A 15,391-nucleotide genomic window follows, 5' to 3' on the forward strand; every position below is an offset into this window, starting at 1 on the left:
TCGGGACGCCTTTGCCATGCGCCGGGGCCGACCCTCAGGGAATAACTGCGTAGATTTTGAGCGGTCCACCCAGCGACACATCCTCGAGCCAATCAGGTGGTGAGCCGGCTGCGAGGAGGCTGAGGATCGTGTCGGGCTCATCAAGCCCTGGACCGCGCATTTCCGGCATGGCCTCGCAGGTCACCACCAGGCCCAGGCCGCGTTGCTCGGCCATGGCCCGCGCTTCGGCCACCGGCCGGTTGAAGAAGCGGAAGGCGTCGAGCACCCCGGCCTCATTGCGATGATAGGGCGCCGCCACCACCGCATGGGGGGTTTCGAGCAGCAGGTGTGAGCCCAGGTCAATCGGCGCCATGATCCGCTCGGGCGGCATGCCTCTAAGGTCAGCAAAACTCTCCGAGAGAATACAGGGCAATTTGCTGATCCGCGCGTCGCTGATCGCCTGCGCCCGCCCATCGGGCAGGAGGGTTAGCACATAGGCCACCATCACGCTCAGGATGACACCCGAAAACATCAGCCAGGCGCCGATAAGGCCCAGTGCCGGCAGGAGCCGCTGGCGCTTGAGATAGGCCTGCCGCGCCATGACGATCAGCCAGGCCGCGGCCGGGATGGTGGGTAGGATGGCAAGGCGCGCGCCGCGCACCTGGGTCAGCATGACCAGCGTCGCGCAGGCGAGAAAGACCAAAAGCGTCAGCCAGCCCAGCCGCTTTTCGGGCGTACGCCACAGGGCCAGTGCCGCGGCCACCAGCCCCAGAAACACCGGGGCGCCGACAACAATGGAATAGACGGGCAGTTCGATCACCGAAACATGCCAGGGCTTGGCCTCGACAATGGCGGCAATCCAATTGTCCTGCAGCCATGGGTCAAGACTGCCATAGGGGCCGCCAAGGCATTGGGGATAGGCAAGCGCCACGCTGGCGGCCGCCATTGCCCCCAGGATGCCAAGCAGCATCAGGCGCATCCAGGCCAGGCGCGGCGCCGGCACGAGCGAGATAAGCAGATAGACAAGGCCCACGGCCAGCCCGGCCAGCACATAGACCGGCGAAATCATGTCGCAAGCCGCTTCCAGCCAGCGTGCGGGCGGGCGCGCCAGGGCCAGATGCACCACGAGCCCACCGGCCAGCCCCAGGCCGAAGCGCCTGAGATTGCCGGCGCGGGCCGGGTCGAACACATAGGCAAGGCCAAAGGCGAGGACGGCGGCCACCACCAGCGGCGCGGCCTCGAGCGCCACGGCCAGCGCGGTGGCGGCAAATAGACCCGCGAACCAGGCCGCACCCGCGCGGCGCAGCGCCAAAAGGCTCATCAGCAGGCACGCCAGCGTCAGAAGAATAATGACATTGTGGTGGTCCACTCGCCCCGGCGTGAATTCGGCCACTATGGCCGGGCTCAAAATGGGCAGGACCAGCGCTGGCAGCAGGCCGGCGCGGCCGACGAGTTCCAGGGTCACCCGGACACTGAGCCAGAGCAATACCCCCAACAGAAGCACCGGCCAGATCATGCCGGTGACGATTTCCGCATTGTGCTGACTGGTGAACAGGCCCGTCAGCCATAGCAGCCCCGCCAAGGGCAGGTCGATCAGCCGCGACCAGTGGATTTCAGCGCCAAAAGGTGTGTTGAGCCGGTGTTGCACCAGGTTATACCAGCCCTGGCCGTTGAGGAAATCGCGCACCACGACCATGCGCATGGCATCGTCCGTATCGAGAAAGAACGGGCCGCCGCTATTGGCGAAAATACCGCGCCCGACCATGGTCCCGACCGCGACGCCCCAAATGGCGAGCAGCCACAGCCAGTCATTGCGGGTAAGGGCAGGCGAGGATGCGTCTGACAAGGCATGATCCCGGGATGGCGACAGGATGGACCTTGACTATATGCCGGTTAACGGCGCGTGCAGAAAACGCGCGGCAAGGCGCAAGATGCGGCTATGATAGGCGCCGGCAACAAGGGAGGGTGGATTGTCTCAGAACCTGGCACTTGGCCGCATTGGGCAGATTGTTCGCACAGTGCGCGACATTGACGAGGCGACGGCCTGGTACCGTGACGTGCTGGGCCTGCCGCTGCTCTATCGATTTGAAGGCATGGCGTTTTTCGATCTTGGCGGCACCCGGCTCTATTTGCAGCAGAGCCCGGAGGTTGCCCCCGAATCCATCCTTTACTTCCAGGTGACGGACATCCATGCGACCCATGCCGACCTTGCGGGCAGGGGCGTGGACTTCACCCGCGCGCCCCAGGCCATCCACAAGCATGCCGATGGCACCCAGGAGTGGTTGGCGTTCTTTACCGATCCCGAAGGGCGGACCCTGGCCCTGATCGCGCAGCTGCGCGACGCGTCAATGCCACAAACTGAACGACGCTAACCTGTTGCCAACCTTTGCTGGATGAATATGGCAAAGGATGCGGGGCCCACAGCAGTGGAAAAACAGATACACAGCTTCTGGACTTTGCCGGATGCTGATCCGGTCAAGGCATTGGTGCCCATTCGGCGCCTGGTGTGGGGCGCCTTTGCGGGCGCGCTTCTGGCTGGCGCTCTGCTGGTCTATTCGGCCCTGCATGTGATGTGGACGACCGATGCGCTTTCCATGCAGGAAGAACGCGCCCGCGCCGCCGAAATCGCAGAAATCCTGGCCGGCCTGCCTGCCAGTGATATCGCTGGATCCGTTGCCGCCCTGGGCGAGGTAGCCGGCCTGCGGAACCTGACCCTGGCCGATGCTGCCGCAACCGACCCCAAGCAACAATCCATCCCGATCCTCAAGGGGACTTCGGGCGGCCATTTCCTCAACTGGACTGCTGATCGTCCCGGCCAGGCTCTGTTCAATAGTTTCGCGCCGTCGCGCGTACCCGTGATGCTGGCGCTGATCGGTGGCGTCCTGGCCTGTCTGGTGGTCATGCAAGGCCGGGTGCGGCGCATCGAAAGCCAGCGCATCCTCGCCCAGCGCCATGCCCTGCGCGATCATCTCACCGGCCTGCCCAACCGCCTGGCGCTGGAAGGTGAATTGGCGCGGCTGGCCGACGAACGGCAGCGCTTTTCCATGCTGGCATTCGATCTTGACCGGTTCAAGCCGATCAATGACCTGTTCGGCCACCATGCGGGCGATCTGGCCCTGATCGAGGTGGCACGACGCCTCGCTGATCAATTGCAGCAGGGCGAATTTCTGGCGCGTATCGGTGGCGATGAATTCGTGGCCATTGTCCGGCGTGGCGGCCAGCGCAGCATGCTCGCCCAGCTGGCGCGCGATTGCATTGCCACCGTCAGCCGGCCGCTCCATGTGGTGGGGCACAATGTGTCGGTGGGCATCAGCATTGGCTTGGTCGAGGATGGGCTCAACCATCCGGCCAGCGCGCTGCTCAAACAGGCCGATCGTGCTCTTTACGAAGCCAAGCGCCTCGACGGCGCCGCCTTCTGCTTTGCGGGCGCTGGCAAAGCCTCGTTGGCGCGCGAACAGATATCCGGCATCCCGCCCGAGCCGCTGCTGGCCATCGGCTGAGCACAGGCATTTTTCGCCTCGGGGGAGCGCGTCAGGCCGTCGTCAGGTCTTCTGGCCCGGCCGTGGCCTTGGGGTCAGCCCATGCATGAAGAGCTGTTCCAGGTAGCGCGCCGCATCCTCGAAACGCCCCTCGCCATTGCGCCCCTTGCCCAGCACCGCCCGCACCTGCACGTCGAAATCGGCATAGTGCTGGGTGGTGGCCCAGATTGAAAAGATCAGGTGATAGGGGTCCGCCCGGGCCAAAAGCCCGCGGTCCATCCAATCGACCAGGATCTTGGCCTTCTCATCCACCAGCCCTTTGAGGTCGACTTCGATCATCTCGCTGATGCGGGGCGCGCCCTGCAGCATTTCATTGGCGAACAGGCGGCTCTCGCGGGGGAAATCGCGAGCCATTTCCAGCTTGCGCCGGATATAGGAGCGGATTTCGGTGAACGGATCGCCGTCCGCGTTCATCTCGCGCAGCGGCGCCAGCCAGGTATCGAGCAGCGCCGCGATCAGCCGGCGGTGGATCTCTTCCTTCTTGGGGAAATAATAGAGCAGGTTGGGTTTGCTCATCCCTGCAACTTCGGCGATCTGGTCGATGGTCGAACCGCGAAACCCATGCACGGCAAACACTTCCAGCGCCGCCTCAAGGATAATGTCCTGCTTTTCCTTCTGGATGCGGGTCTGGGGTCGGTGCCGGGCCGGCGGATGGCTTGCAGCCGCCTTGGCGTCGGCCTTGTGCTGGCGCGGGGCGGCGATGGGCGGGTGCTCGGCGGCTTTCAGTTTTCTGGGGGCCATTTTCGCCTTGCGGGAATGTGTAGGGATGCTAACATTTTTCCAACTGGTCAAAATTTCCGGGGTTCGGGCCGTCGCGTCAAGACCCAAATGCAGACCAGATCAGATTTCATTGGGAGCCAGAGTTCGTGTCCACTTCATCCAACGTTGCGCCGAACGATCTCAGCGCGTTCTGGATGCCCTTTACGGCAAACCGGCAGTTCAAGAAGACCCCGCGCATGTTCGTGGCGGCCAAGGACATGCATTATACCACCTCCGATGGCCGCCAGGTGCTTGATGGCACGGCGGGCCTGTGGTGCTGCAACGCCGGTCATGCGCGTCCGAAGATCGTCGAGGCCATCGCCAATCAGGCCGCCGAGCTTGACTATGCGCCCGCCTTTCAGATGGGTCATCCCAAGGCCTTCGAGCTGGCCAATCGGCTGGTCGATATTACGCCCGCCGGGCTCGACCATGTGCTGTTCACCAATTCGGGCTCAGAATCGGTCGAAACCGCGCTCAAGCTGGCTCTGGCCTATCAAAAGGTGAAGGGCGAGGGCTCGCGCACCCGACTCATTGGCCGCGAGCGCGCTTATCACGGGGTCAATTTCGGCGGCATTTCAGTGGGTGGCATTGTCACCAACCGCAAGATGTTCGGCACCTTGCTGGCCGGCGTCGACCACATGCCCCATACCCATAATCTGGCGAAAAACGCCTTCTCCAAGGGGCCACCCGAATATGGCACCGAGCTGGCCGATGAGCTCGAGCGCATCGTCACCCTGCACGACGCCTCGACCATTGCCGCCGTCATCGTTGAGCCGGTTGCCGGTTCAACTGGCGTGCTGATCCCGCCCATGGGCTATCTCAAGCGCCTGCGCGAGATCACCAAAAAGCACGGCATCCTGCTGATTTTCGATGAGGTCATCACCGGCTACGGGCGCCTGGGCACCCCGTTCGGCGCCGACTATTTCGGCGTCACCCCCGACATGATCGTCACCGCCAAGGGTCTGACCAATGGCGTCATCCCCATGGGCGCGGTCATGGTTTCGGCCGAGATCCACGACGCCTTCATGCAGGGCCCCGAACATATGATCGAGTTCTTCCACGGTTATACCTATTCGGGGAACCCGGTGGCTTCGGCAGCGGCGCTGGCCACGCTCGACACCTACCGCGAAGAAGGGCTTCTCACCCGCGGCGCCGAATTGGCAAAGACCTGGGAAGATGCGCTGCATTCCATGAAGGGCCTGCCCCATGTCATCGACGTGCGCAATATTGGCCTGGTGGGCGCCATCGAGCTTGAACCCATCCCCGGGAGCCCCACCAAGCGCGCCTTCTCCGCTTTCCTCAAGGCTTATGAAGCGGGCCTTCTGGTGCGCACTACCGGCGACATCATCGCGCTCTCGCCGCCGCTGATCATCTCGGAAAGCCAGATCGGCGAAATCGTCTCAATCCTGTCGGGCATTCTCAAGACGCTTGAGTAGAATGGAACGTCTATTCTATACGAAAGAAGATAGAATTTTCGTTCCCAAAACGGAGGGGAAACCCTGATGCACGTCATCGAAAATGCCGTTGCCGGCAAGCGCTATGTCTCCTCGTCCACCCGCCGCGTCCCGGTGTTCAATCCCGCCACCGGCGAGCCGAGCGCCGAACTGCCGCTCTCGACCATGGCCGAGCTCAATGCTGCCGTCGAAAATGCGGTCAAGGCGCAGGTCGCCTGGGGCAATACCCCGCCGATGAAGCGGGCCCGCGTCATGTTCAAGTTCAAGGCGCTGCTCGATCAATATGCCGACGACCTGGCCCGCGAAATTTCGCGCGAGCACGGCAAGGTTCATGACGACGCGCTGGGCGAGGTGGCCCGCGGCATTGACTGCGTCGATTTTGCCTGCGGCATTCCGCAACTGCTCAAGGGCGAATTTTCCCGCAATGTCGGGCCGAGCATCGACAGCTATTCGGATCGCCAGCCGCTCGGTGTCGTTGCGGGGATTACCCCGTTCAACTTCCCGGCCATGGTGCCCATGTGGATGTATCCGGCGGCCATCGCCTGCGGCAATGCCTTCATTTTGAAGCCCTCCGAGCGTGATCCGTCGGCCTCGATGCTGGCCTGGAACCTGTTCATGGAAGCCGGGCTCCCCGAAGGCATTCTCAACATCATCCACGGCGACAAGGAAATGGTCGATGGCATCCTCGATCATCCCGACATCAAGGCGGTGAGCTTTGTCGGCTCCACCCCGATTGCCGAATACGTCTACCAGCGCGGCACCAAGGCCGGTAAGCGCATGCAGGCGCTGGGCGGGGCCAAGAACCACATGGTCATCATGCCCGATGCCGACCTCGACCAGGCCGCCGATGCGTTGATGGGCGCCGGCTATGGCTCGGCCGGCGAGCGCTGCATGGCCATTTCCGTGGCCGTCCCTGTGGGCAAGGACACCGCCGATGCGCTGATCGCCAAGCTCAAGCCGCGCGTCGAAAGCCTCAAGATTGGCCCGGCCACCGACAAGGACGCCGAAATGGGTCCGGTGGTCACCAAGATGCACCGCGACAAGATCCTGGGCTATATCGACGCTGGCGTGGAGCAGGGCGCTGACCTCGTGGTCGATGGTCGCAACTTCTCGCTGCAGGGCTATGAAAACGGCTATTTTGTCGGCGGCACGCTGTTCGACAATGTCGAGCCGCATATGTCGATCTACCGCGAAGAAATCTTCGGCCCCGTGCTCTCGGTCGTCCGCCGCGACAGCTTCAAGGACGCGGTCGACCTGATCCACGGCCATGAATATGCCAATGGCACCGCCATCTTCACCCGCGACGGCGACGCCGCCCGCGAATTTGCCGACAAGATCGAAGTGGGCATGGTGGGCATCAATGTGCCCATTCCGGTGCCGGTCGCCTACCACTCCTTCGGCGGCTGGAAGCGAAGCCTGTTCGGCGATCACTCCATCTACGGACCCGAAGGCGTGCATTTCTACACCCGCCTCAAGACGGTCACCACCCGCTGGCCCGCCGGCATCAAAGGCGGCGCCGAATTCAGCTTCCCGAGCGTGAAGTAGGCGATGATGGTGGGAGGGTACGGACAGTCTGAACCCCTCACCCTCACCCTCTCCCTTCAGGGGAGAGGGGGCGAAAGCTCCGCCATTGCGAGTGATCTGCCGGCCCCCACCTCTCCCCTGAGGGGAGAGGTCGCCGCGAAGCGGCGGGTGAGGGGTTCAGTCTCGCGGGCGCGCACATTGCGCCAGAACAGCAGCGACGCCGAAAGAAAACTCTGGAGCCTGCTGCGCGGACGACGGATGCAGGGGAACAAATTTGTCCGCCAGCTCGGCATTGGGCCTTACATTGCTGACTTTGTCTGCCGCGAGGCTGCTCTGATCATCGAGGCAGACGGGGGACAGCACGCCGAAAGCGCAAAAGATCAAACACGCACGGCCTATCTCAATGCTGAAGGCTATTCCGTACTTCGGTTCTGGAACCAGGAAATCCTGCTGTATCCGGAGGCTGTATGGGAGGCCATTGCCAGCGTCCTGGCGCTGAACCCCTCACCCGACCTCCGCTTCGCTCCGGCCACCCTCTCCCCTCAGGGGCGAGGGGTCAGCGGCGCTCGCGCCGCTTCCACCAAGAAACGCAGCTTCCGGCCCTTCCGCCAAGACCAAACCAACGAGTAAGCCCATGACCTCTCCCGGCGAAAACCTTCGTATCAATGGCGACCGGCTCTGGGAGAGCCTGATGGACATGGCCAAGATCGGGCCGGGCATTGCCGGTGGCAATAATCGCCAGACCCTGACCGATAGCGACAAGCAGGGACGAGAGCTGTTCGCGCGCTGGTGTGACGAAGCGGGCCTCACCATGGGTGTCGACCAGATGGGCACCATGTTCATGACCCGCCCCGGCACCGATCCCGATGCGCTGCCGGTCTATGTCGGCAGCCATCTCGATACCCAGCCCACCGGCGGTAAATATGACGGCGTGCTGGGCGTGCTGTCCGGGCTCGAAGTCATCCGCACGCTCAACGATCTCGGCATCCGCACCAAACACCCCATCGTCGTCACCAACTGGACCAATGAGGAAGGCGCACGCTTCGCCCCGGCCATGCTGGCCTCGGGCGTCTTTGCCGGTGTCCACACGCTCGACTATGCCTATGAGCGCAAGGACCCGGAGGGTCTCAGCTTTGGCGATGAACTCAAGCGCATCGGCTGGGTTGGCGACGAAGTGGTCGGCGCGCGCAAGATGCACGCCTATTTCGAATATCACATCGAGCAGGGCCCGATCCTCGAGGCCGAAGACAAGCAGATCGGCGTCGTCACCCATGGCCAGGGCCTGTGGTGGCTCGAATTCACCCTGACCGGCAAGGAAGCCCATACCGGCTCGACACCCATGAATATGCGCGTCAATGCCGGCCTCGCCATGGCCCGCATTTTTGAAATGGTGCAGGATGTGGCCATGGCGGCCCAGCCCGGCGCCGTGGGCGGCGTGGGCCAGGTGAAATTCTCGCCCAATTCGCGCAATGTCCTGCCGGGCACTATTGTCTTTACCGTCGATATCCGCTCCCCCGATCAGGCCAAGCTCGACGGCATGCGCAGCCAGATCGAGGAAAAGGCGCAGGCCATCTGCGCCGGCCTGGGCGTCGGCTATGCCATGGAGGCCGTGGGTCACTTCGACCCCGTCACGTTCGATCCGACGCTGGTGTCCCGCGTCCGCGCCGCTGCCGAACGGCTTGGCTATAGCCACATGAACCTCATTTCCGGCGCTGGCCACGACGCCTGCTGGACCAACAGGATAGCGCCCTCCACCATGATCATGTGCCCCTGCGTCGATGGGCTCAGCCACAACGAGGCCGAGGACATCTCCAAGGAGTGGGCCACAGCCGGCGCCGACGTGCTGTTCCATGCGGTGGTGGAGACGGCGGAGGTGGTGGAGTGAGGTCATCGCTCGTTTCGGCATCCCCCTCATCCGGCGCTGCGCGCCACCTTCTCCCCGAGAGGGAGAAGAATGGTCCGGCATGCGCCACTTATTCCTCTCCCTCTCGGGGAGAGGTGGCTCGGCGAAGCCGAGTCGGTGAGGGGGCGTTCAAGTGACCAGCCGCCCCCGCCAATTGCGTCGGAATGCGTCCATTGCTGAAAACCGGCTTTGGTATGTGCTGCGCAATCGGGGGTTGAATGGTCTTAAATTCGTGCGGCAGTTTCCTGTCGGGCCATATTTCGCTGACTTTGCCTGCCGCGAGGCGGCGCTAATTGTCGAATTGGACGGCGGACAGCATGCGGAAAACATGACGGACGAGACGCGGACAGCGTTCCTCAATGCCGAGGGCTACGCGGTGTTGCGCTTCTGGAACGACGAGGTACTCAAATACCGGGATACGGTCTGCGAACTCATCCTGGGGGTGATTGAGGGATCCCCCTCACCCGACCTCCGCTTCGCTCCGGCCACCCTCTCCCCGCGTGGGAGAGGAATAAGAGGCGCTCGCGCCGCCGTAGGCGCCAAAATTCTAAATCAGGCACGATCCGTTCTTCTCCCTCTCGGGGAGAAGGTGGCTCGCCCGCAGGGCGAGACGGATGAGGGGGCCTTTACCAGAGGAAACACACCATGAGCACAGTCATCAAAGGCGGCACGGTCGTCACTGCAGATCTTTCCTATCAGGCCGATGTGAAAATCGTTGGCGACGTGATCGTTGAGATCGGCCCGAACCTGTCGGGGGACCAGACCCTCGACGCCACGGGGTGTCTGATCATGCCCGGCGGCATCGATCCGCATACCCATCTCGAAATGCCCTTCATGGGCACCTATTCGGCAGACGACTTTGAGAGCGGTACGCGCGCGGCGCTGGCCGGTGGCACCACCATGGTAGTGGATTTCTGCCTGCCCAATCCGGGCCAGAGCCTGCTCGAGGCCCTCCAGATGTGGGACAACAAGACCGGCAAGGCGTCCACGGACTATTCCTTCCATATGGCCATCACCTGGTGGGACGAACAGGTGTGGCGCGAAATGGCCGATGTGGTGGATCGCGGCATCACCTCGTTCAAGCACTTCATGGCCTATAAGGGCGCCTTGATGGTCAATGACGACGAGATGTATTCCTCGTTCAGCCGTTGCGCCGAGTTGGGTGCGCTGCCGCTGGTCCATGCCGAAAACGGCGATGTCGTTGCGGCGATGACGGCAAAGCTCCTGGCCGAAGGCAATAATGGCCCTGAGGGTCACGCCTATTCCCGTCCTCCCGAAGTGGAGGGCGAAGCCACCAACCGCGCCATCATGATTGCCGATATGGCGGGCGTGCCGCTCTACGTCGTGCACACCTCCTGCGAGCAGGCGCATGAAGCCATCCGCCGGGCGCGGCAGAAGGGCATGCGCGTCTATGGCGAACCGCTGATCCAGCACCTGACGCTGGACGAAAGCGAGTATTTCAATCCCGACTGGGACCATGCCGCCCGCCGCGTCATGTCCCCGCCCTTCCGCAACAAGCAGCATCAGGATTCGCTGTGGGCGGGCCTGCAGTCTGGCTCGCTCTCCTGCGTGGCCACCGATCACTGTGCCTTCACCACCGACCAGAAGCGCAATGGCGTGGGCAATTTCTCGAAAATTCCGAACGGCACGGGCGGGCTCGAAGACCGTCTGCCGGTGCTCTGGACTGCCGGCGTCAACACCGGCCGTCTGACGCCCAATGAATTCGTCGCCGTCACCTCGACCAATATTGCGAAGATCCTCAACATGTATCCCAAAAAGGGTGCCGTCATGGTCGGCGCCGATGCCGATCTGGTCGTCTGGGACCCCAAGCGCAAAAAGACCATTTCGGCCAAGGCCCAGCAGTCGGTCATCGATTACAATGTGTTCGAAGGCTTCGAGGTCACCGGCCTGCCGCGCTATGTGCTCAGCCGCGGCAAGGTCTCCATCGTTGAAAGCGAGGTCAAGGCCGAGCCGGGCCATGGCAAGTTCGTCGCCCGCGAAGCGAAAAACCCTGTGAACCGGGCGCTCAGCCAGTGGAAGGAAATCGTCGCACCGCGCAAGGTTGAGCGCACGGGTATTCCGGCGACGGGGGTTTGATGCAGAATTTGGTTGTCGTGGAAATATCCCCCTCACCCGTCTCGGCCTTCGGCCGATCCACCCTCTCCCCGAGGGGGAGAGGAATTAGAGTTTCGTGCCGAAACGAACGCCGGCCCAATTCTTCTCCCCCTCGGGGAGAAGGTGGGGCGCAGCGCCGGATGAGGGGGGCGCAGGCATGACCACCGTCGTTTCCGCCCAAAATCTCGGCCTGACTTTCCCCACCGGCGATGGCGACATCGTCGCGCTCTCCGACGTCAATCTCACCATCAACAAGGGCGACTTCGTTTCCTTCATTGGCCCCTCGGGCTGCGGCAAGACCACGTTCCTGCGCGCCATTGCCGATCTCGAAAAACCCACGTCCGGCACGCTCAGCGTCAATGGCATGACCCCGGAACAGGCGCGCCAGGCCCGCGCCTATGGCTATGTGTTCCAGGCGGCGGCGCTCTATCCCTGGCGCACCATCGAGAAGAACATCGCCCTGCCGCTCGAAATCATGGGCCACTCGCCCGCCGAGCAGTCCGAGCGCATCGCGCGCACCATGGAGCTGGTGAACCTTTCGGGCTTCGAGAAGAAATACCCCTGGCAGCTCTCGGGCGGCATGCAGCAACGCGCCTCCATCGCCCGGGCCCTCGCCTTCGACGCCGACCTGCTGCTGATGGACGAGCCCTTCGGCGCGCTCGACGAAATCGTCCGCGACCACCTCAACTCCGAGCTGCTCAAACTCTGGGAGCGCACGCAAAAAACCATCTGCTTTGTAACGCACTCCATCCCCGAGGCGGTCTATCTCTCGACCCGCATCGTGGTCATGTCTCCGCGCCCTGGCCGGGTGACGGACATCATAGAAAGCACCTTGCCCAGGGATCGCCCGCTCGACATCCGCGAAACCCCGGAATTCCTGGCCATCGCCGCCCGCGTGCGCGAAGGGCTGCGGGCCGGGCACAGCTATGATGGGGGAGCGGTGTGATGGCGGTGCGGGATGTGTCGGCTCTTTTGCATCCCTCCCCCTTGAGGGGAGGGGCCGAGGGTGGGGGTGTCGGCACCTCCACGCGGTCTGCGCTTGTTTCGATGACGACACCCCCACCCCAACCCCTCCCCTCAAGGGGGAGGAGCTTTGGATCGGCGGGCTGGAGAACGTCATGACCCGCCTCCTCCCCGTCCTCACCATTCTCCTTGCCATCCTCGTCATCTGGTATGGAGCGGCCGTGCCGATGAATGCCAACTGGCAGGTAACGCTCAATAACCGCGCTGATCTCGTGGATGTGCCCCTCACCACCTTTGCCCAGCAGACCTGGAGCCAGGACAAGCCGGTCTTGCCGGCGCCGCATCAGGTGATTTCCGAAATCTGGAACGCCACGGTGGCGCTCGATATCTCGTCCAAGCGCTCGCTCGCCTATCACGGCTGGATTACCCTCTCTGCAACCCTTTTGGGCTTTGCCTTTGGCACTGCGCTCGGCGTGCTCCTGGCCGTCGCCATCATCCACAATGATGCGTCCGACCGCTCGCTGATGCCCTGGATCATCGCCAGCCAGACCATTCCCATTCTCGCCGTGGCGCCCATGGTGGTGGTCGGCCTGGGCGCGGTGGGCCTCACCGGCCTCGTGCCCAAATCCCTGATCTCGATGTATCTCTCGTTCTTCCCGGTCGTCGTCGGCATGGTCAAGGGCTTGCGCTCGCCCGAAGCCATCCAGCTCGATCTCATGCGCACCTATGATGCCAATGGCTGGCAGACCTTCTGGAAGTTGCGCTGGCCGGCGGCCATGCCCTTCCTCTTTGCCTCCATGAAAGTGGGCATCGCCATTTCGCTGATCGGGGCAGTGGTGGCCGAACTTTCCAATGCCTCGGGCGGCGGTCTTGGTGTTCGTCTCCTCACCGGCTCCTATAATGGCCAGACCGTGCAGATCTGGGCAGCGCTGTTCATCGCGGCGGGCCTGGCTGCCATCCTGGTGGCGCTGGTCGGCAGCGCCGAGCGCTGGGTCAATGCCCGCATGGGGGCGCGGGCATGATGCGCTCCGACCTCACCCCCCTGCAATCCGGCCTCGCCCTCCTCGCCGCGCTGGCGGCACTGGCCGGGCTGGCATTCAGCCTTTCCACGTTCACCACCGCGCCACTGCTGGCGCTGGTGTGCTCGCTCGGCGCTCTCTCGCTGGTCCGATTGATCTGGCCCTTCAGCCTCTGGCTCGATGGCGCGCTGGCGCTGCTGGGCGCCCTGGCCCTGGTCGCATCCCTGCCTGCGGAAGGCTCGATGCCGGGCCATCACTGGCTGGCGCTGGTCGCCGCATGGGCCTTTGCCTGGCTCTTTGTCGAACGCCTGTCGGCAACGATCCGCCTGGGCAAACTGCCCGAAACGGGAACGGGCCTCGTCATCCCGATTGTCTTCGGCCTCGCCCTGCTGGTCGCCTGGGAGGTCATCACCCGCGGCGCCAATGTCCCGCCGGTGCTGCTGCCGCCACCCTCTGCCATCGGCGCCCGGTTTCTGGCGGAGACATCCATTCTCTGGGCCGATTTCGTCCAGACCTTCATCAAGTCCGTGCTGCCCGGCTATGCCATGGGCTGCCTTGCGGGCCTCGGCGTCGCGATCCTTGTCGACCGTTCGCCCTTTCTCAAAGCCGGGGTCATGCCCATTGGCAATTTCATGTCGGCGCTGCCCATCATCGGCATCGCCCCGATCATGGTCATGTGGTTCGGCTTCGACTGGCAGAGTAAGGCCGCCGTCGTCGTCGCCATGACCTTCTTTCCCATGCTGGTCAACACGGTTGCCGGGCTCAATGCCGCCTCGGCCATCGAACGCGACCTCATGCACACCTATGCCGCCTCCTCCTGGCAAACCCTTATGAAGTTGCGGCTTCCCGCTGCGGGCCCCTTCATATTCAACGCCCTCAAGATCAACTCGACTCTGGCCTTGATCGGCGCAATCGTAGCGGAATTCTTCGGAACGCCCATTGTGGGAATGGGCTTTCGGATTTCGACCGGGGTGGGGCGTCTTGCCATCGACCTGGTCTGGGCGGAGATCGCTGTTGCGGCGGTCGCGGGGTCCGCCTTCTATGGGGTGATCGCTCTCATCGAGAGGGGCGTCACCTTCTGGCATCCGTCTGTCCGCGGTGGACGGGCGTAACAGGCAACAAGGGAACGAGAATGAACAAGATCATCACCGGAATGCTGGCTGGCGCCCTGGCGCTATCCGCAGCCCCGGCTGCACTGGCGGACGATGCGCTGACTTTGCAGCTCAAGTGGGTGACCCAGGCGCAGTTCGCCGGCTATCTGGTCGCCGAATCCAAGGGCTTTTATGACGAGGAAGACCTCGACATCACCATCCTGCCGGGCGGCCCCAATATCGCCCCCGAACAGGTCATCGCCGGCGGTGGCGCCGACATCATCGTCACCTGGATGGCTGCCGGCATGGCCGCTCGTGAATCGGGCGTGCCACTGGTCAACATTGCCCAGCCGTTCAAGCGCTCTGGCCTGATGATGATCTGCCCCGAGGAAACCGGCATCACCCAGGTCTCGGATTTCCCCGGCCACACGCTGGGCGTCTGGTTCTTCGGCAATGAATATCCCTTCTTTGCCTGGATGAACAAGGAAGGCATTGCCACCGACGGGTCCGAAGGCGGCGTCACCGTGCTGCAGCAGAGCTTTGATATCCAGCCCATGATCCAGGGCCAGGCCGACTGCATCTCGGTCATGACCTACAATGAATATGGCCAGGCGCTCGATGCCGGCTATGGCCCCGACAACCTGACCATCTTCAACTACACCGATATGGGCAACGACCTGCTCGAAGACGGTCTCTATGTCCTGGAAGATAGCCTCGACGATCCCGCCAAGGTCGATGCCTATACGCGCTTTGTGAAGGCCTCGATGAAGGGTTGGGCCTATGCCCTCGAAAACCCCGAGGAAGCCGCCCAGATCGTCGTCGACATGGACGACACCGGCGCCGCCACCCTTGAGCACCAGCTCTATATGGTGGGCGAGGTTTCCAAGCTGGTCGATGCGACCGATCCGGCCCTCAACATGGAGACCTATGACCGCACGGTTCAGGCCTTGCTTGATCAGGGCATCATCAAGGCCACACCGGAAGGCGCCTATACCAGTGTCGTCACCGACGCCTTGAAGTAATCAGCGTTCAAGCGGACGTTTTG

At 63.1% G+C, this 15,391-nt stretch carries 14 protein-coding genes; 12 read left to right on the forward strand and 2 right to left on the reverse strand.

What is annotated here, in order from left to right:
- Positions 1–34: 34 nt before the first annotated feature.
- Positions 35–1,825: a hypothetical protein gene (locus NIM87_RS06935; RefSeq protein WP_254673902.1), complete on the reverse strand. Its 1,791-nt coding sequence runs from the start codon at positions 1,823–1,825 to the stop codon at positions 35–37.
- A 124-nt stretch (positions 1,826–1,949) separates the two neighbouring features.
- On the opposite strand from NIM87_RS06935, the gene NIM87_RS06940 reads away from it, so the two are divergent.
- On the forward strand, positions 1,950–2,351 hold the full coding sequence (locus tag NIM87_RS06940) for a VOC family protein (RefSeq protein ID WP_254673903.1): 402 nt from the start codon (positions 1,950–1,952) through the stop codon (positions 2,349–2,351).
- Between the two features lie 54 nt (positions 2,352–2,405).
- The gene (locus NIM87_RS18720; protein WP_254673904.1) at positions 2,406–3,479 is read left to right on the forward strand and encodes a GGDEF domain-containing protein; all 1,074 of its coding nucleotides are present in this window, start codon (positions 2,406–2,408) and stop codon (positions 3,477–3,479) included.
- Between the two features lie 42 nt (positions 3,480–3,521).
- On the opposite strand, the gene NIM87_RS06950 is transcribed toward NIM87_RS18720, so the two are convergent.
- Entirely contained in the window at positions 3,522–4,259 is a 738-nt protein-coding gene (locus NIM87_RS06950; RefSeq protein WP_254673905.1) for a TetR family transcriptional regulator C-terminal domain-containing protein, read from the reverse strand.
- Between the two features lie 125 nt (positions 4,260–4,384).
- On the opposite strand from NIM87_RS06950, the gene aptA reads away from it, so the two are divergent.
- The 10 genes from aptA (at position 4,385) to NIM87_RS07000 (ending at position 15,368) form a co-directional block, all read left to right on the forward strand.
- Complete coding sequence (gene aptA / locus NIM87_RS06955; protein ID WP_462804857.1) at positions 4,385–5,713, forward strand: omega-aminotransferase AptA; 1,329 nt, start codon at positions 4,385–4,387, stop codon at positions 5,711–5,713.
- Between the two features lie 66 nt (positions 5,714–5,779).
- Complete coding sequence (locus NIM87_RS06960; protein WP_254673906.1) at positions 5,780–7,276, forward strand: CoA-acylating methylmalonate-semialdehyde dehydrogenase; 1,497 nt, start codon at positions 5,780–5,782, stop codon at positions 7,274–7,276.
- A 6-nt stretch (positions 7,277–7,282) separates the two neighbouring features.
- A complete protein-coding gene (locus NIM87_RS06965) occupies positions 7,283–7,885 on the forward strand; it encodes an endonuclease domain-containing protein (protein WP_269467948.1) in 603 nt (200 codons plus the stop codon).
- Positions 7,886–7,889: 4 nt separating this feature from the next.
- Positions 7,890–9,140, forward strand: coding sequence for a Zn-dependent hydrolase (locus NIM87_RS06970; protein WP_254673908.1), 1,251 nt, complete (start codon positions 7,890–7,892; stop codon positions 9,138–9,140).
- A 151-nt stretch (positions 9,141–9,291) separates the two neighbouring features.
- Complete coding sequence (locus NIM87_RS06975) at positions 9,292–9,807, forward strand: endonuclease domain-containing protein (RefSeq protein ID WP_254673909.1); 516 nt, start codon at positions 9,292–9,294, stop codon at positions 9,805–9,807.
- Positions 9,804–11,255 (forward strand): dihydropyrimidinase, encoded by a 1,452-nt coding sequence (gene hydA / locus NIM87_RS06980; RefSeq protein ID WP_254673910.1) that lies wholly within the window; start codon positions 9,804–9,806, stop codon positions 11,253–11,255. The genes NIM87_RS06975 and hydA overlap by 4 nt, the downstream gene beginning before the upstream one ends.
- 175 nt (positions 11,256–11,430) lie before the next feature.
- Entirely contained in the window at positions 11,431–12,219 is a 789-nt protein-coding gene (locus tag NIM87_RS06985; RefSeq protein ID WP_254673911.1) for an ABC transporter ATP-binding protein, read from the forward strand.
- A 172-nt stretch (positions 12,220–12,391) separates the two neighbouring features.
- Positions 12,392–13,258, forward strand: a complete 867-nt coding sequence (locus NIM87_RS06990; protein WP_254673912.1) for an ABC transporter permease — start codon at positions 12,392–12,394, stop codon at positions 13,256–13,258.
- Positions 13,258–14,367, forward strand: a complete 1,110-nt coding sequence (locus NIM87_RS06995) for an ABC transporter permease (protein WP_408640056.1) — start codon at positions 13,258–13,260, stop codon at positions 14,365–14,367. The genes NIM87_RS06990 and NIM87_RS06995 overlap by 1 nt, the downstream gene beginning before the upstream one ends.
- 20 nt (positions 14,368–14,387) lie before the next feature.
- A complete protein-coding gene (locus NIM87_RS07000) occupies positions 14,388–15,368 on the forward strand; it encodes an ABC transporter substrate-binding protein (RefSeq protein WP_254673914.1) in 981 nt (326 codons plus the stop codon).
- Positions 15,369–15,391 lie beyond the last annotated feature (23 nt).

This window comes from Devosia ureilytica (genome assembly GCF_024273195.1).
Classification (GTDB): Bacteria; Pseudomonadota; Alphaproteobacteria; order Rhizobiales; family Devosiaceae; genus Devosia; species Devosia ureilytica.